Annotated in this window: 14 protein-coding genes and 1 pseudogene; 7 read left to right on the top strand and 8 right to left on the bottom strand. The window is 65.2% G+C overall.

Features of this window, described 5'->3' with window-relative positions:
* Positions 1 to 100 precede the first annotated feature (100 nt).
* From A3728_RS17115 to A3728_RS17090, 6 genes and pseudogenes are all read left to right on the top strand, one after another.
* The gene (locus tag A3728_RS17115; RefSeq protein WP_067926426.1) at positions 101 to 1,069 is read left to right on the top strand and encodes an XdhC family protein; all 969 of its coding nucleotides are present in this window, start codon (positions 101 to 103) and stop codon (positions 1,067 to 1,069) included.
* Positions 1,066 to 2,070, top strand: coding sequence for a molybdopterin-binding protein (locus A3728_RS17110; RefSeq protein WP_067926423.1), 1,005 nt, complete (start codon positions 1,066 to 1,068; stop codon positions 2,068 to 2,070). Before A3728_RS17115 ends, A3728_RS17110 begins: the two co-directional genes overlap by 4 nt.
* 115 nt (positions 2,071 to 2,185) lie before the next feature.
* Complete coding sequence (locus A3728_RS17105; protein WP_067926419.1) at positions 2,186 to 2,671, top strand: (2Fe-2S)-binding protein; 486 nt, start codon at positions 2,186 to 2,188, stop codon at positions 2,669 to 2,671.
* A 229-nt stretch (positions 2,672 to 2,900) separates the two neighbouring features.
* A pseudogene (locus A3728_RS17100) lies at positions 2,901 to 5,261 on the top strand (xanthine dehydrogenase family protein molybdopterin-binding subunit); the annotation flags it as partial.
* Positions 5,262 to 5,431: 170 nt separating this feature from the next.
* Complete coding sequence (locus tag A3728_RS17095; protein WP_067926416.1) at positions 5,432 to 6,220, top strand: FAD binding domain-containing protein; 789 nt, start codon at positions 5,432 to 5,434, stop codon at positions 6,218 to 6,220.
* Between the two features lie 146 nt (positions 6,221 to 6,366).
* Positions 6,367 to 8,079, top strand: coding sequence for an OmpA family protein (locus A3728_RS17090; RefSeq protein ID WP_067926413.1), 1,713 nt, complete (start codon positions 6,367 to 6,369; stop codon positions 8,077 to 8,079).
* A 107-nt stretch (positions 8,080 to 8,186) separates the two neighbouring features.
* Here A3728_RS17090 and infC read toward each other — a convergent pair whose 3' ends face one another.
* Positions 8,187 to 8,777, bottom strand: coding sequence for a translation initiation factor IF-3 (gene infC / locus A3728_RS17085; protein ID WP_150120863.1), 591 nt, complete (start codon positions 8,775 to 8,777; stop codon positions 8,187 to 8,189).
* A 117-nt stretch (positions 8,778 to 8,894) separates the two neighbouring features.
* On the opposite strand from infC, the gene A3728_RS17080 reads away from it, so the two are divergent.
* Entirely contained in the window at positions 8,895 to 10,301 is a 1,407-nt protein-coding gene (locus A3728_RS17080; protein WP_067926410.1) for a hypothetical protein, read from the top strand.
* 162 nt (positions 10,302 to 10,463) lie between these two features.
* On the opposite strand, the gene A3728_RS17075 is transcribed toward A3728_RS17080, so the two are convergent.
* The 7 genes from A3728_RS17075 to cysG all read right to left on the bottom strand — a co-directional run bounded on the left by A3728_RS17075 (position 10,464) and on the right by cysG (position 16,840).
* Positions 10,464 to 10,868 (bottom strand): LysE family translocator, encoded by a 405-nt coding sequence (locus tag A3728_RS17075; RefSeq protein ID WP_236628009.1) that lies wholly within the window; start codon positions 10,866 to 10,868, stop codon positions 10,464 to 10,466.
* Between the two features lie 495 nt (positions 10,869 to 11,363).
* Complete coding sequence (locus tag A3728_RS17070; protein ID WP_067926407.1) at positions 11,364 to 12,200, bottom strand: ferredoxin--NADP reductase; 837 nt, start codon at positions 12,198 to 12,200, stop codon at positions 11,364 to 11,366.
* Between the two features lie 106 nt (positions 12,201 to 12,306).
* Positions 12,307 to 12,711, bottom strand: coding sequence for a DUF934 domain-containing protein (locus tag A3728_RS17065; RefSeq protein WP_067926404.1), 405 nt, complete (start codon positions 12,709 to 12,711; stop codon positions 12,307 to 12,309).
* A complete protein-coding gene (locus tag A3728_RS17060) occupies positions 12,708 to 13,496 on the bottom strand; it encodes a phosphoadenylyl-sulfate reductase (RefSeq protein WP_067926401.1) in 789 nt (262 codons plus the stop codon). The genes A3728_RS17065 and A3728_RS17060 overlap by 4 nt, the downstream gene beginning before the upstream one ends.
* The gene (locus tag A3728_RS17055) at positions 13,486 to 15,150 is read right to left on the bottom strand and encodes a nitrite/sulfite reductase (RefSeq protein WP_067926398.1); all 1,665 of its coding nucleotides are present in this window, start codon (positions 15,148 to 15,150) and stop codon (positions 13,486 to 13,488) included. The genes A3728_RS17060 and A3728_RS17055 overlap by 11 nt, the downstream gene beginning before the upstream one ends.
* Complete coding sequence (locus tag A3728_RS17050; RefSeq protein ID WP_067926395.1) at positions 15,150 to 15,446, bottom strand: DUF2849 domain-containing protein; 297 nt, start codon at positions 15,444 to 15,446, stop codon at positions 15,150 to 15,152. The genes A3728_RS17055 and A3728_RS17050 overlap by 1 nt, the downstream gene beginning before the upstream one ends.
* Positions 15,446 to 16,840, bottom strand: a complete 1,395-nt coding sequence (cysG, locus tag A3728_RS17045; RefSeq protein WP_067926392.1) for a siroheme synthase CysG — start codon at positions 16,838 to 16,840, stop codon at positions 15,446 to 15,448. Before cysG ends, A3728_RS17050 begins: the two co-directional genes overlap by 1 nt.
* Positions 16,841 to 16,889: the final 49 nt, after the last annotated feature.

Here is a 16,889-nt window from a genome sequence, read left to right as displayed (position 1 = left end):
TGGTCGGGGGCAGGGCGCTTTCCGCTTGGCTTTCGCGGCGCGCCGGGCCAGCCTGCGGGCGCAAGGCGGCCCCGCAGGCCCGCTATGAAAGGTCAGAACGATGCAAGGCACCGAAAACGCCCCCGAACATGCGCTCCGCTGGCACGAGGCCGGAAGCGGGGCGGCCTTGGCGACCGTGATCGAGACATGGGGCTCCGCCCCGCGCCGGGTGGGGGCGCAGCTTGCGGTGTCGGGCGGCGGCGAAATGGAGGGGTCCGTCTCCGGCGGTTGCGTCGAGGGCGCGGTGGTGGTCGAGGCGCTGGAAGCGCTGGAAGACGGCAAGCCGCGCCTGCTGGAATATGGTGTCAGCGATGGCGATGCCTTTGCCGTGGGGCTGGCCTGTGGCGGCACGATCCGTATCCTCGTGGAGCCCATCGGGCCGGACGGGATGCCCGCCAAGTTGCTGCGCGAGCTGGTGCAGGCCCGGGCGGACCGCCAGCCGCGCGCCTATGAGGTGCGGCTGGACGGCACCGGGCGGGCACTGGTGGCCGAGGGGCATGAGGATCGGTTCCGCGCCGACAAATCCGGCATAGAAGAGGACGGCGAGACATTCGTCGCCATTCACAACCCGCCGCTGCGGCTGGTGCTGGTGGGGGCGGTGCATATCGCGCAGTCGCTGGTGCCCATGGCCCGGATCGCGGGGTTCGATCCGGTAGTGGTCGACCCGCGCGAAGCATTCGGTTCGCAACAGCGGTTCCCGGATGCGCGGGTGGTCAACGACTGGCCAGATGCCGCTTTGGAGGAGATCGGGGTAGATACGCGCACCGCCGTCGTGCTGCTGACCCATGATCCCAAGCTGGACGATCCGGCGCTGCATATCGCGCTGCGCTCCAGGGCCTTCTATATCGGCGCGCTGGGATCGACGCGCACCCATGCATCCCGGGTGCAGCGGCTCGAAAAGGCCGGGTTCGGAGCGGCGGACATCGCGCGTATCGCGGGGCCGGTCGGGCTTGATATCGGGGCGGCGGGGCCTGCGGAGATCGCCGTTTCGATCCTCGCCCAGATGATACAGGCGCTGAGAAAGCCATGAAGTTCGGCTCCTGCCCGGTCGCGGAGGCCGAGGGCACCATACTGGCCCATTCGGTCGCGCTGCCCGGCGGGCGGCTGCGCAAGGGGCGGCTGCTGACGGCGGGTGACCTCGAAAAGCTGGCGGCGGAGGGGCATGGGCATGTCACCGTGGCGCGGCTCGAACCCGGCGATCTGGACGAAAACGCCGCCGCCGCCCGGCTGGCCGAGGCGCTGATGGTGCCGGACGCCGGGCTGGCGGCGGGCCGGGCTTTCACGGGCCGGGTGAACCTGACGGCGGAGGGACCGGGGGTCGCGCTGCTGGATGTCGCGGCGCTGAACGCGGTCAATGCCGTGAACCCGATGATCACGCTGGCCACGGTGCCGCCCTTTCAGCAGATGGCGGCGGGGGGGATGGTGGCGACGATCAAGATCATCTCCTACGCGGTGCCGGAAGCGGATGTTGAGCGCGCCTGTGCCGCGGGGCGGGGGGCCATCCGATTTGCACAGCCGCGGATGAAGCGCGCGGCGCTCATCGTCACCGATATCCCCGGCGGCGTGGGCGACAAGGGCCGCGACGCCATCGCCGCCCGGCTGGAGGCGCTGGATGTCGAGCTTGCGACGGTTCGGCGGGTGCCGCACCGCACACAGGCTCTCGCCGAGGCGATAGCGGACTGCGGGGAGGAACTGGTGCTTATCCTCACCGGCTCGGCCACCTCTGACCCCGACGACGTGGCGCCCGCGGCGCTGCGCGCCGCCGGGGGCCGGGTGGAGCGTTTCGGGATGCCGGTTGATCCGGGCAACCTGCTATTTATCGGTCAGCGCGGTGCGCAGTCGGTGATCGGCCTGCCGGGCTGCGCACGCTCGCCCGCGCTGAACGGGGCCGATTGGGTGCTGTCGCGCGTCGTCTGCGGGCTGGAAGTCACCGGGGCGGATATCGCGGCGATGGGCGTGGGCGGCCTGCTGAAGGAGATCCCCACACGTCCACAGCCCCGCGCCCCCCGCGCGCCATCGACCCCGGCGTGATTCGACCGCGCCGAAAGTCGCAGGCCGGGCGCGGGGATATACGACCTTTTTACGGTTCCTAACTTGGCTGGGCCGTGCTTAACTCTGCGCAACAAGAATTGAACGGGAGGACAACATGGCACAGGTCAAAATGACCGTGAACGGCAAGGCCGCTTCGGGCGAGGTGGAGGGGCGCACATTGCTCGCGCATTTCCTGCGCGACGACCTCGGCCTGACAGGAACGCATATCGGCTGTGATACCAGCCAGTGTGGTGCCTGCGTGGTCCATGTGAACGGCGAGGCGGTCAAGGCCTGCAGCATGCTGGCGCTCGAAGCCGAAGGCGCCGAGGTTTCCACCATCGAGGGTCAGGCCAACGCGGACGGATCGCTCAACGTGATCCAGCAGGCGTTTCAGGATCACCACGGGTTGCAGTGCGGTTTCTGCACACCGGGCATGGTGATGTCGACCGCGGCGCTGCTGAAGGACAACCCCAAGCCCAGCGAAGCCGAGATCCGCCATTACCTTGACGGCAATATCTGCCGCTGCACGGGCTACCACAATATCGTCAAGGCGATCATGGCGGCCAGCGGGCAGGACACCGGACAGATCGCGGCTGAATAGCATGGCCTGCGCGGGCCTTCCCCGGCGCGTCCGGATCGTCTGCCACGGGGCGGACGCCGGCGCAGGCGGCACCTGCATCGGGGTTCCGCAGGGCGGGCCATAGGCCATTGCCACCCGGAGGGAGGCCGGGGCCGGAAGCAGCGGTACACAACAGCGGCAATCGCGGGCCATCGCCCGCTGGGCCGGTTAAATGCGACAGGCATGTCCTGTCACCTAAGGGAGGAAGATCATGCCTAAAGACGGCGGAATTGGTGCCAGCAGCAAGCGGCGCGAAGACGTAAGGTTCCTGACAGGGGCCGGGAACTACACCGACGACATCAATATCAGGGGGCAGGCCCATGTCTTCTTCCTGCGCTCGGACGTGGCGCATGGCACGCTGAACAATGTCGATACCTCCGAAGCCGAGGGGATGCCGGGCGTCGTCCGCATCTTTACCGGTGCGGATTTCGAGGCCGTCGGCAGCATTCCCTGCGGCTGGCAGGTCACGGACCGGCACGGCGACCCGATGCAGGAGCCGCGCCATCCGGTGCTGGCCCACGGAAAGGTCCGCCACGTGGGCGAACCCATCGCCGCCGTTGTGGCCGAAACGCTGGGGCAGGCGCGGGACGCCGCCGAGGCGATCGTCGTCGAAATCGACGAACTGCCTGCCGTCATCGACATGAAGGAAGCGGTGAAGGACGGCGCGCCCAAGGTGCATGACGATCTGACCAGCAACCTGTGCTACGACTGGGGTTTCGTCGAGGAAAACAAGGATGCGGTGAACAAGGCCTTTGACGATGCCGCCCATGTCACCACGCTGGAACTGGTAAACAACCGTCTGGTGGCCAACCCCATGGAGCCGCGCGTCGCGGTGGGCGACTACAGCCGCAGCGACGATCAGCACACGCTTTATACCACCAGCCAGAACCCGCATGTGATCCGCCTGCTGATGGGCGCCTTCGTGCTGGGTATCCCCGAACACAAGCTGCGCGTCGTGGCCCCCGACGTGGGTGGCGGCTTTGGCACCAAGATCTTCCACTACCAAGAAGAAGCCTTCTGTACCTTCGCAGCCAAGGCGTGTAACCGCCCGGTCAAATGGACCTCAAGCCGGTCGGAGGCCTTCATCTCCGACGCCCATGGCCGCGATCACGTCACCAAGATCGAACTGGCGCTGGACGGGGACAACAACTTTACCGCGATCCGCACCGACACCTACGCCAACATGGGCGCTTACCTCAGCACCTTCGCGCCCTCGGTCCCCACATGGCTGCACGGCACGCTGATGGCCGGCAACTACAAGACGCCGCTCATCTACGTGAACGTGAAGGCGGTCTTTACCAACACCGTGCCGGTGGACGCCTATCGCGGCGCGGGGCGGCCCGAAGCCACTTATCAGCTGGAACGGTTGGTCGATAAGGCGGCGCATGAACTGGGTGTCGATCCGATGGAGCTGCGGCGGCAGAACTTCATCACCGAATTCCCCTATGCCACCCCCGTGGCGGTGGAATACGACACCGGTGATTACAACGCCACGCTCGACAAGCTGATCGAGATTTCCGACAAGGCCGGTTTCGAGGCGCGGCGGAAGGAAAGCGAAGCCAAGGGCAAGCTGCGCGGCTTCGGCATGAACTGCTATATCGAGGCCTGCGGCATCGCGCCGTCGAACCTCGTGGGTCAGCTCGGTGCCCGGGCGGGGCTTTATGAAAGCGCCACGGTCCGGGTCAATGCCACCGGCGGACTTGTGGTGATGACCGGCAGCCACAGCCATGGTCAGGGCCACGAGACGACGTTCTCGCAGGTGGTGGCCGAGATGATCGGCATCGACGAAAGCATGGTCGATATCGTTCATGGCGATACAGCGAAAGTCCCGATGGGTATGGGCACCTATGGCTCCCGCTCCATCGCAGTGGGCGGCTCCGCCATGGTGCGCGCGACCGAGAAGATCATCGCCAAGGCCAAGAAGATCGCGTCGCATCTGCTCGAAGCCTCCGAGTCCGACATCGAACTGAAGGACGGGGCGTTCAGCGTTGCGGGCACCGACAAGTCGGTGGCCTGGGGCGATGTCACGCTCGCCGCTTACGTGCCGCACAACTATCCGCTGGAGGATATCGAGCCGGGCCTTGAAGAGACGGCGTTCTACGATCCGTCCAACTTCACCTATCCCTCGGGCGCCTATGCCTGCGAGGTGGAACTGGACCCCGACACCGGCCATGTCACGATCGAACGCTTTGCAGCCGCCGATGACTTCGGCAATGTCATCAACCCGATGATCGTGACGGGCCAGGTCCATGGCGGTCTAGCGCAGGGCATCGGGCAGGCGCTGATGGAAAACTGCGCCTACGACAGCGACGGCCAGCTTCTGAGCGCGTCCTACATGGATTACGCCATGCCGCGCGCCAGCGATCTGCCGTTCTATTCGGTGGATCACAGCTGCCAGACGCCCTGCACCCACAACCCGCTCGGCGTGAAGGGCTGCGGCGAGGCGGGGGCCATTGGCTCGCCCCCCGCGGTGGTGAACGCGGTGCTGGACGCCATGCGCTCCGGCGGCAAGGATGTGGGTCATATCGACATGCCGGTAACGCCCGCGCGCGTCTGGGCGGCGATGCATGGGGCAGAGGCCAATGCCGCCCGCGTGGGCGCCGTGGGCAGCAACGCGAAGCCGCAGCCGGAATGAGATCGGCGGCCCGGAGGTGCGATGCCCCCGGGCCGCTTCGCTGAACAGGACAACAGGGGCCGGCACCGCCCATCGCGCGATGCCCCCCGGATCGGAAGGAAAACGACATGTACAACTTCGAAGTGGAACGGCCGACCAGCGTTTCCAACGCCGTGGCGGCACTGGGCCGGGACGAGGCGCAGCCGCTGAGCGGCGGCCAAACCCTGATCCCCACGTTGAAGGCCCGGCTGGCGGCGCCTTCGGTGCTGGTCTCGCTCACCGGGATCGAGGACATGAAGGGCGTGCGGATGGAGGGGGACAAGCTCTGCATCGGCGGGGCCACCACCCATGCGACCGTTATGCGCGAAGCGGAGGCGCATTATCCCGGGCTGGCCTCGCTGGCAGCGCGGATCGGCGATCCGGCGGTGCGCAACCGCGGCACGATCGGCGGCTCGCTGGCCAACAACGACCCCTCCGCCTGCTATCCCGCCGGGGCGCTCGGCAGCGGTGCGACCATCGTGACCAACAACCGTGAAATCGCGGCGGACGATTATTTCATGGGCATGTTCGAAACCGCGCTGGAAGAGGACGAGATCGTCACCGAGGTGAAGTTCCCCGTGCCCGATGCCGCCCGCTATGAAAAGTTCATCCAGCCTGCCTCCCGCTTTCCGTTGGTCGCGGCCTTCGTCGCGCGCTTTTCCGACGGGGTCCGGGTCGCGATTACCGGCGCGTCGGAAAACGGCGTCTTTCGCTGGACCGAAGCCGAAGAGGCGCTGAACGGCAATTTCGGCGCCGATGCGGTAAAGGGCCTGTCTGTCTCCGCTGACGGGATGATCGGCGACCTGCACGGCAGTTCCGCCTATCGCGCCCATCTCGTAGGTGTGATGACCCAGCGCGCCGTCGCTTCGATCGCCTGATCGACAGACGTTGCAAGGGGGGGCCGCCCGCTGCCGGGCGACCCCCTTTCATGTTTCGCGCCCGCCGCGTGGAACAACCCCATTATTCGTGCGTTTAGGGCCAAGCGCTGCCCGAACGGCGCAGCAACGAATAATGAGGAACCATCATGAATAAGCTTCTGAAATCGACAACATCGCTGGGCCTGTGCCTGTCGCTGGCGTTGCCGCATGGGGCTTTCGCCCAGTCCGACATCCCGCAGTGTAATGAAAACCAGCCGTCCGAGCAGACGGTCTTTCCCTGCGTGATCGGCACCGATATCGAAATCGACAGCACTCTTGAGCTGCAGACCGTGGCGGAAGTGCGCCAGCAGGTACGCTCCGAAGCCACCGCCATGGGCACGACTGCCACGCCCGGTGATCTGGATGCCCGCACGATCGAAGTGATCGAACGTCTGGATGCCGAAGCGCAGGCCGCCGCTGACGCACAGGCCGCTGCCGAAGCGCAGGCCGCTGCCGATGCACAAGCCGCCGAGGAAGCAGCACAGGCTGCCGAAGCGCAAGCTGCCGCTGATGCTCAGGCCGCCGAAGAGGCCGCCCAGGCTGCGGAAGCGCAGGCTGCAGAAGAGGCCGCACAGGCCGCCGAAGCACAGGCCGCTGCTGATGCGCAGGCCGCTGCCGATGCACAGGCTGCTCAGGACGCGCAGGCCGCCGAAGATGCAGCCGCAGCACAGGCGCAGGCCGACGCTGATGCACAGGCTGCCGCCGAGGCCCAGGCCGAGGAAGACGCCCGCGCCGCGCAGATTGCCGCCGATTTGGCAGAACTCGAACAGCGCCGCGCCGCTGACCGTCAGGCCGCCGCCGCTGCCGCGAGCGAGCAGGAAGGCGAAGTCGTCACTGAGGAAGTCACCGAAGAGAGCGTGCGTACCTCCAACGAGGAATTCGACACCGCCGTGACCGGCGATGCGAGCGCCAGTGCCACTGCCCAGCCGGATGATGATTCGGGTCTGAGCAAGTTCGAAAAGGCATTGCTGCTTGGCCTTGGTGCCGTCGCCGTGGGGTCCGTCCTCAATAACGGTGACCGCGTGGTCAGCCGCTCCGGTGACCGGGTTGTGGTGGAAGATTCCGCCGGTGGCCTGCGCGTGCTGAAGGACGACGCCGCACTGGTACGTCGCCCGGGCGACGAAGTGCAGACCGAACGTTTCGCCGATGGCTCCAGCCGCCTGACCGTGACCAAGCCCGACGGTTCGCAGGTTGTGACGATCCTCGCCAGCGATGGCACGGTGCTGCGCCGCATCAACATCGACCCGCAGGGCCGTGAATACGTGCTCTTCGACGATACGGTCGCCGAAGAAGAGATCGTCGTGAACGAACTGCCGCAGGTGGCCGAGACGGTCCAGCGTGTGGGCAATCAGGACGAAGCTGCCCTGCGGGCAGCGCTTGAGGCCGAGCTTCAGGGGGACCGGGAGCGGACCTTCTCGCTCCGTCAGGTGCGTGAGATCCCGCAGGTGCGCGCACTGGCGCCGCAGCTGGAACTGGACGCGGTCCAGTTCGCCACCGGCTCTGCCGCGATCCAGCCCGACCAGGCACGGGAACTGGCTGAAATCGGCACAACGCTGCGCCACCTGATCGAGCACGATCCCCGGACCGTGATCCTCGTGGAAGGGCACACCGATGCGGTGGGCGATGCGACCTATAACCTCGCCTTGTCCGACCGGCGCGCCGAAACCGTGGCCCTTGCCCTGACGGAATATTTCGACGTGCCCGCGGCCAACCTGGTGACGCAAGGCTACGGTGAAAGCGCGCTGCGCATCCCGACGCCCAATGCCGAACCCCGCAACCGCCGCGCGGTGGTCCGCAACATCACGCCGCTGCTGCGGTAAGCTAGGCTGAACGCCAAACGAAAACGCCCCCGCCAAACTGGCGGGGGCGTTTTACGTTTCGGATGATCAAGGCGCCGCCCATTGGCAAGGCGCTATCCTTCACATGCTCACTTGTGCGGCAACGGCCCGATCAGCATCACCATCTGGCGGCCTTCCATCTTGGGGAAGTTTTCCACACGACCGTGTTCCTTGGTGTCTTCCGCCACACGCTCCAGCAGTTCCCGGCCGAGGTTCTGGTGCGCCATCTCGCGCCCCCGGAACCGCAGTGTGATCTTCACCTTGTCGCCCTGTTCGAGAAACTTGTACACGTTCCGCATCTTCACGTCGTAATCGTTCGTGTCGGTGTTGGGACGGAACTTGATTTCCTTGATCTCGATGGTCTTCTGCTTCTTGCGCGCCTCGCTCTCGCGTTTTTGCTGTTCGTATTTGAACTTGCCGAAATCCATGATCTTGCAGACCGGGGGATTGGCATTGGGCGAGATTTCCACGAGGTCCAGTCCGGCGTCCTCGGCCATCTGCATGGCGCGCGAAGGCGTTACGACGCCCACATTTTCGCCATCGGCTCCGATCAGTCGGATTTCGGGGGCACGGATCTTGTCGTTGACGCGCGGGCCGGTGTCTCTTTGCGGCGGCGCATTGTGGGGTCTGCGAGCGATGATGAATGTCCTTTGATTGTTGAAGAAATTGCAGGGCTGCAAGGTAAACCCCGTCCGGGGGTTCTTCAAGGCGCAAAATGCCGGCATCCCGGGCCCGGGGGCGCAAATTTTCCTTGATATGCGACGGATTGGCGCTCATTTCACAGGAAGGGGCCGCCCATGCGTCAGGACGGCGGCACCCTGCGCTTTGAAAGGGATGTAGAGATGAAGAACTTGGTCTGGATCGTGGTTGCGGGGGGAATCGTCCTGCTGGGATGGTGGCTGTTCTCGGGCGAGACACCGGCAGACGTGGCACGCGACGTATCGGATCAGGTCAATGCACCCGAGGTCCTGGCCGAAGCCGGGGAAGCGACCAGGGAAGCGCTGGTTGTGGTGGGGGAGACACTTTCCCTCTCTGGCGAGAACGCGGCTGAGAACGAACACGCGGCAGAGGGTTTTTCCGGCGGCACGGTTCCGCAGGACCTGCAGGGCAATGACGCGGGGGCCGATACCGCGCGCACCGACATGCCGGCCGAGGTTCATCCCGTGGGCGGCGCAGGCACCACCACGCTGACGGACCGGAGCGGCACGATGGACGCAGACGCGGGCGGTGACAGCGCCGCGGCCCTTGGCGAAGCGGGCGGCATCAACTCCTTCGCGGAGACAGGCACCACGGCCAGTGTTGCCGACAGTGGCGTGAACATGCCCGAGGGCGCTGTCAGCACAATGAACGGCAAACCCGAGGATGCACCGGTGATCGAGCCGCAGACCGGGGAGGAGACAGCGACAGATCAACCCGCAGCGCAGGCCGGGCAAGCGGAAAGCACCGCCCCCGAGGCGCAGGACGATGCGGTCGTGGAGGAGCTGGAAGCCACGCGTGAGAATGACGAGATCATCGTGACTGACGGCGAAGGCAATCCGCCGACCCCCGAAGGGGAGCCGCTGGAAGGCACAGCCGATGCCGAGGCCGGTGCAAACGGTGACGCGGGCGACAGTGCGGCCCAGGATGAAGGTAACGCGACAGAGCCTTCCGATACCCAAGCCCCCGAGAGCATGGATGCGACCGCCGAAGAGAATGAATCAGAAGAAGCCCTGATCGATACCATCACCTCGGATGGGGAAACCGCGGATGCCAACGCCACTGACGGGAATACGGTCGAAACCGAGGCCGAAGCCGGGGTGAACGCCGAGGCGACCGACGGGGCAGGGCAAGCCCCTGCCGAAGCCGATGCGACTGCTACGGCGACGACCGGGACGACGACAGCCGAGCCTGAATCCGACATCACGGCAGCGGAAGAGACCGCACCCGACGCGCCCGACGCGGCGGTGCCCGAACAAACGGTGGAGGCCAACGATTCAGACGCCGTCACAGTGGCCCCGGCAGAGGACGAGGCGCTGACCGTCGAAGGGTTCGATCTGGTGCGGGCAGAAGAGTTGATCGACGCCTCCGCGCTGTCGGACGAGGAAAAGGAAACGCTGAAGGCCGGCTTGCAGGACGCGCAGAACACGCCGGAATTGCTGGAAATGATGCTCGAAGAGCTACGCGAGACCCTGACCGAGGAAGAGGCGACGCCCGCGGTCGAATGACCCTCAGCTTCAAGGCGTACGACAAAGGGCCGTGCGTGATGCGCGGCCCTTTCCGTATGTGTTGCATGTAAAGTCGAGAAGCTGCCGTCGCTATGTCCGGTCTGAGCCCAAGCCTCAACTCAGTATGTTGCGGCGAAGGTCGGCATTGACTCTCAATGCGGTCTATTTCTGAGGCTCAAAGTCTTTGCTGGCCAGCAACGCGGCGGCGGCCACCATCAGTGCTCCACATACCTTATTGATTAGCCCAAAAGAGCGTCGCTTGAGTGCTGACGCCGCTCGGTCACCCAGCCATCCCCAAATGAGAAGTATCACTCCATCAACGATGAGATAGGTTATGCCCAAGATAAATAACTGCGGCAAAACCGGCAACGTAGGGTCAATGAATTGGGGGAAAAGGGCTCCGAAGAATACAACTGCAAACGGATTTGCCATGGAAGTGACGAAGCCTTGTCGGAACAGTCGAATTGACTGGCTAGATATATTAGCCTCTACGTCAGCCGATTGTTCTTTCGACAAAATCAGCTGAACGCCGATCCAAACAAGATACGCGACTCCGAGCCACTTGATCCGAGTGAAGGCACTGCCGGAGGTCGCGATGATCGCTGCGAGACCGAACGCGGCCCCGTCATCTGCAGGCTATTCGCGGCTAAATCTCCGACAATCGTATATGCGCTGCGCCGAATGCCATGCTTTGCGCTATTCGAGATAATGAGTAACTGGCTCGTGTCAGGTGGCGTCGCAAAGAAGACTGCGACAGCCGCGAGATAGACTAGGTAGGTTTCCATGGCCACGAACGCACTCCTCCAGACTTTGGTTGAATGCTACGGTCTATCCTGAAGGTCAGTCAAATTACTAATGCAGTCGCTCAATTCCGCAAGCCGAACGGCATGAGAGCCCCGCACAACCGACGTTCAAGATCCCAACACTGTCGCGGATTTATGCGAAGGCGTCCGTATGACGGCAATCTGACACTGCCGGGACCGTGCCGCGTTGGTGCAACACATACGGTAAGGGCCGCGCGTAATGCGCGGCCCTTCTTCATGCAAGACCCGTAATGTGGTGTCAGTCCACGAAGGCTTTTTCGACCACGTAATGCTGCGGATCGGAGTTCGCGCCTTCGACGAGGCCGAAGCCTTCCAGCACTTCCTTGATGTCCTTGTTGAACCCAAGGCTGCCGCAGACCATGGCGCGGTCCGTTTCCGGGTCAATGACCGGCAGGTCGAGATCGGCAAACACCGTGCCGTTCTGCAGCAGGGTGGTGATGCGGCCCATCACCGGGCTGTCTTCGCGGGTGGTGGTGGGGTAGTAGCGCACCTTGTCTTCCACCATCTCGCCGATGAGCGGATCGTCCTTAAGGGATTTGACCAGTTCCTCGCCATAGGCCAGTTCGGCCACGTCGCGGCAGGTGTGGGTGATCACGACCTCATCGAATTTCTCGTAGGTTTCGGGCTCCCGCAGGAGCGAGGCGAAGGGTGCGAAGCCGGTGCCGGTGGCGAAGAACCACAGCCGCTTGCCCGGCAGCAGCGCGTCATGCACCAGCGTGCCCACGGGTTTGGGGCGCAGGATGATCTCGTCCCCCGGCTGGATATGCTGCAGCTTCGAGGTCAGCGGCCCGTCCTGCACCTTGATCGAATAGAACTCCAGTTCGTCGTCCCAGGCGGGCGAGGCGATGGAATAGGCGCGCAGCAGCGGCTTTTGCTTGCCCGTCTCGGGGTGCGGATCGCCCATCAGGCCGATCATGACGAATTCGCCCGACCGGAACCGCAGCGAGGCGGGCCGGGTCACGCGGAAGGAGAACAGCTTGTCGGTCCAGTGGCGCACGGATGTCACGGTCTGCGCATCGGGCAGCGAGGGAACGGCACGGGCGGCGGAATCGGTCACGGATACGGCTTTGTTCATTGTTTCTACACTAACAAGTTTGGGCCTGCATATATGCTATGCTCGGCGAATTCAATAACGGTTGAGCGGGTCGGGCGAGGGCCCTTGCTCAGGCTCGGATCAAGGCTCAGGCGCCGCGCAGGCGCGACTGGTAGTCATGCGCCTGCCAGTCGGCGCGTGCAAGCCATTGGTCTTCGGGCTGACGCGCGGCCAGTTCCTCGTCGATCTCCACCTCGTCGAAGCCAGCGCGGCGGGCCATGGCGTATTGGTCGGCGATGACATGGCCCCGGGCGCGCAGCCGACCGGTATAGCCGCGCAGGCGCAGGGCGCGGGCGATGGTAAAGCCGCGCCCGTCCGCGAAGGAGGGGAAATCGACGCGGATCATGCGCAGGGCCGGGGCCAGCGTCACGTCCTCCGGGCGGGTATCCGACGGCAGGTCGATAGCGGGACAATCGTTGGCCGCGCCGTCCTTGCAAAAGGTTGTTGCCCAGTCGTCGGGGCCGAAGCCCTTGTCGGTTACGATGATGCTCATGTCTGCTCTTTCTGGCGGACCATCTTGCCGCCGATAAAGTGAATGCCGCATTCGTCCTTGTCGCTGTCGCGCCAGCGCCCCGCGCGGGGGTCTTCGCCCGGCGCCACGGGGGAGGTGCAGGGCGCGCAGCCGATGGACGGATAGCCCTGTGCCACCAGCGGGTGCCGGGGCAGGCGGTTTTCGGCGATATAATCGGCCACGTCCTGGGCCGACCAATAGGCCAGCGGGTTGACCTTGATCCGGGGGGCGGCGCCATCGGGGGTTTCGACCTCGAAGAATTCCAGCGCCGCGCGGCGACCGGACTGGAACCGCTTGCGCCCGGTGATCCAGCCATCGAACTCCGTTAGGGCCTTGTCCAGCGGTGCTGTCTTGCGCAGCTGGCAGCACAGGTCAGGGTTGGTCCGGTGCAGGGTGCCGTCGGGGTCGTGGCTTTCCATGTCCTCGGCGCGCAGGATGCGCAGATCGCGCAGGCCCAGCCGTTCGGCCAGTTCCTGCTGGTAGACCAGCGTTTCGGCAAAGAGCATCTGCGTGTCGATGAAGACCACCGGCACGAATCTGTCCACCATCGCGGTCAGATGCAGCAGGGCCACCGAATCCGCCCCGAAGCTGGACACGAGCGCCAGCCGCGGGATCTCGTCCCGGGCGTGGCGCAGCACATCCGTCGCGGAGTGGTGCCGCAGCCGGGCATTGAGGTCTTGCGCCTTCTGGCGCAGCGCCTCTACCGACCCCGGCCCTCCGGGGGGGATTTGATCCCCATTTGGAAGGGGCGGGCGATCAAGCGGCATCGGCCTGGTCCTGCGGATAGAGCGCTGCCTTGAAGGGTGCGAGGCCCAGGCGGCGGTAGGTTTGCAGAAATGTCTCTTCACGGTCTTCGCGCCGGTCGAGATAGGCCATCACCAGCCGTTCGACCGCGGGAACGATGTCATCGGCGGAGAAACCCGGGCCGGCGCGTTCGCCGATGGTCGCGGTTTCGGTGCCGTCACCGCCCAGCGTGATCTGGTAGTTTTCCACGCCGGCACGGTCCAGCCCGAGGATGCCGATATGGCCCACGTGATGGTGCCCGCAGGCGTTGATGCAGCCCGAGATCTTGATCTTGAGCGGGCCCACGTCGTGCTCCAGCTTCAGCTCGTCGAAACGGGTGGCGATGTCCTGTGCGATCGGGATCGACCGGGCGGTCGCAAGCGCGCAGTAGTCCATGCCGGGGCAGGCGATGATGTCGGAGATGAGGCCGACGTTGGCCGTGCCCAGCCCTTCGGCCTGCAGCGCCGAATAGACGGAAGGAAGATCGCCCTTGTGCACATGCGGCAGGATCACGTTCTGTTCGTGGCTGATGCGCAGCTCGTCATGGCCGTAGCGCTTCGCGAGGTCCGCCATCAGGCGCATCTGCGCCGCCGTGGCATCGCCCGGCGTCTTGCCGTGGGCTTTCAGGCTGATCGTGACGATGGCGTAATCGGGGTTGCGATGCGCCGCGAGGTTCGTATCCGCCCAGGCGCGGAAGGCCGGGTATTGTTCGCGCGCGCGGTCGTAGGGCGCCGTGGGCGCGGATTTGAACGCAGGCGCTGCGAAGTCGGCCTCGATCCGGGCCAGCATCTGCTGGTCCACGCCGGTGAACCGGGGGCGGATCAGGGCGAAGCGTTCCTCCACCCGGGCGCGGATATCGTCGATCCCGTTCTCGTGGACGGTGATCTTGATGCGCGCCTTGTACTTGTTGTCGCGCCGACCCAGCAGGTTGTAGACGCTGACGATGGCCTCGAGATAGGGCAGCAGGTCGTCCTGCGAGACGAAGTCATTCAGCACCTTGCCGATCATCGGCGTGCGGCCCAGACCGCCGCCCACGACGACCTCGTAGCCGATTTCGCCGTCACGCTCGACGATGCGCAGCCCGATATCATGCGCCTTGATCACGGCGCGGTCCGCTTCGGCGCCGGTGACGGCGATCTTGAACTTGCGGGGCAGGAACTGGAATTCCGGGTGGTCGGTCGACCACTGGCGGATCAGCTCGGCCACGGGGCGCGGATCGGCGACCTCATCCGCGGCGGCGCCGGCGAAATGGTCCGCCGTCACGTTGCGGATGGTGTTGCCGCTGGTCTGGATGGCATGCAGGTTCACCTCTGCCAGCGCGTCCAGCATATCGGGCACGTCGCGCAGTTCGGGCCAGTTGTACTGGATGTTCTGCCGGGTGGTGAAATGGCCATAGCCCCGGTCCCAGCGTTCCGCGATATCGGCAAGCTTGCGCATCTGCCGCGAGGACAGCGTGCCATAGGGGATCGCCACCCGGAGCATATAGGCATGCAGCTGAAGGTAGAGGCCGTTCATCAGGCGGAGGGGTTTGAACTCATCCTCGGTGAGCGAGCCGTCGATGCGGCGCTCGACCTGGGCACGGAACTGCGCGTTCCTTTCGGCGAGGAATTGTTCGTCGAATTCGGTGTAGCTGTACATCAGATACGCTCCTGTTTGCCGTGCGTGTAGTTGGACGGGCCGGTGGCGCGGAAATCTTCGCGGAAGTGGGTGGGACGGGGACGGCCCCCGTCGATCTTCATGTCCGCGAGATAGGCGCCAACCACCTTGTCCTGCTGCTGCATCGCGTCGATCAGGCGCAGCTCCGCGTCCGCCTCGTCTGTGAGGACTTCGGCCTCGGCCAGATCACGGGTCCAGCCCGTCGCGGTCTGGTAGATCACGTCGCCTTCCAGCAGCGCATTGGCGGTGACCACTTTGGGGGTGAAGGGTTTGGGCATCAGGCCATCTCCTCGATCGGCATGTCTGTCAGGGCCTGGGCCGCGGCACGCGGGGCCAGACCGTAGAAGGTCAGGGCGGGGCCGGTCATCTCGGCTGCCGCCAATTCGGCGGGCAGACGGTCCAGCGTGGTGGCCAGAACGCGCTGCTCCGGTCTCGAAGCATTCTCGACCACGGTGACAGGCGTATGACGGTCGGCGCCGTGCATCAGCAGTCGGCCCTGAATGAAGCGGGCGGATTTCTTGCCCATGTAGATCGCGGCAACTTCGCCCGGACGGGCCAGCGCGGCCCAGTCGTGATCGGCAAAGCCTTTCATGTCATGGCCCGTGATGAACCGGACAGCGGCATTGCGGCCCCGGCGGGTCAGGCTTTGACCGATGGCCGCCACGGCGGCGGAGGCGGAAGTGATCCCCGGCACGATATGCCAGCCCAGCCCATGGGCATCGAGCGCCTCGATCTCTTCGTCGAGACGGCCAAAAACGGTGGCGTCGCCGGATTTCAGCCGGACCACCTGCGCGCCCTTGCGGGCGTGTTCCACCAGCAGGTCGTTAATCGTTTCCTGCGCGGTGGAGGGGCCGAAGCCTTCCTTGCCCACGTCGATCATCAGCGCCTCGCGGCGGGCGAGTTCGAGAATCGCGGGGGAGATGAGCCGGTCATAGATCACCACATCCGCTTCATCGAGGGCGCGGCGCGCCTTGAGTGTCAGCAGTTCCGGATCGCCCGGGCCGCCGCCCACGAAGGCGACATGGCCATCACGGGCGCGGCGGCTCTGATGATCCTCAAGCAGCGCATCGAGGGCCGCGGGCACATGATCCGCCCCGGCATCCATCGCCCGGGGGCCGGCGCTGAAGTAATACTCGCGCCAGAAATCGCGGCGGGCGCGACCGAAGGGCAGGGCATCCGCCATCTTGCGGAAGCCCTTGCCGATCCGCGCGAGGGTGCCAAGCGTGCTGGGCAGACGCTCTTCGAGGTCGGCCTTGATGGCGCGGGCAAGAACGGGGGCAGCACCTTCGGTGCCGATCGCGACGGTCACCGGGTCCCGGTCGACGATGGCGGGGGTGATGAAGGCGCTGTCATGCAGGTTGTCCACGATGTTCACCAGCGCACCTTCGGCCTTGGCGATGGCGGCGGTGCGGGCGTCTTGGTCCTCATCCTCGTCGGCGGCATAGAAGAGGGCGGCCCCGGCGACATCGCCCGCCGCCAGCGGACGCTGCTGCAGGATCAGCCTGTCCGCCTGCGCCCATGCGATGATCTCGGGCGCGGGGTCGGGGGCGAAGACGTGGATGCGGGCTTCGGTTTTCAGCAGGAGCCGCAGCTTGGCCAGCGCCGCTTCGCCGCCACCGGACAGCACGACATGCCGTCCTTTGGTGGAAAGGAAGATGGGAAAATGATCCATTGGGCGTCCTCGCGTTGCTTGAGGCTATACATAGGAAAATTTTCTGATA

Source organism: Sulfitobacter sp. HI0040, assembly GCF_001634885.1.
Lineage (GTDB): Bacteria > Pseudomonadota > Alphaproteobacteria > Rhodobacterales > Rhodobacteraceae > Sulfitobacter.
Note: the sequence above shows the minus strand (reverse complement) of the source record. Positions and strands in the feature narration are given on the sequence as shown.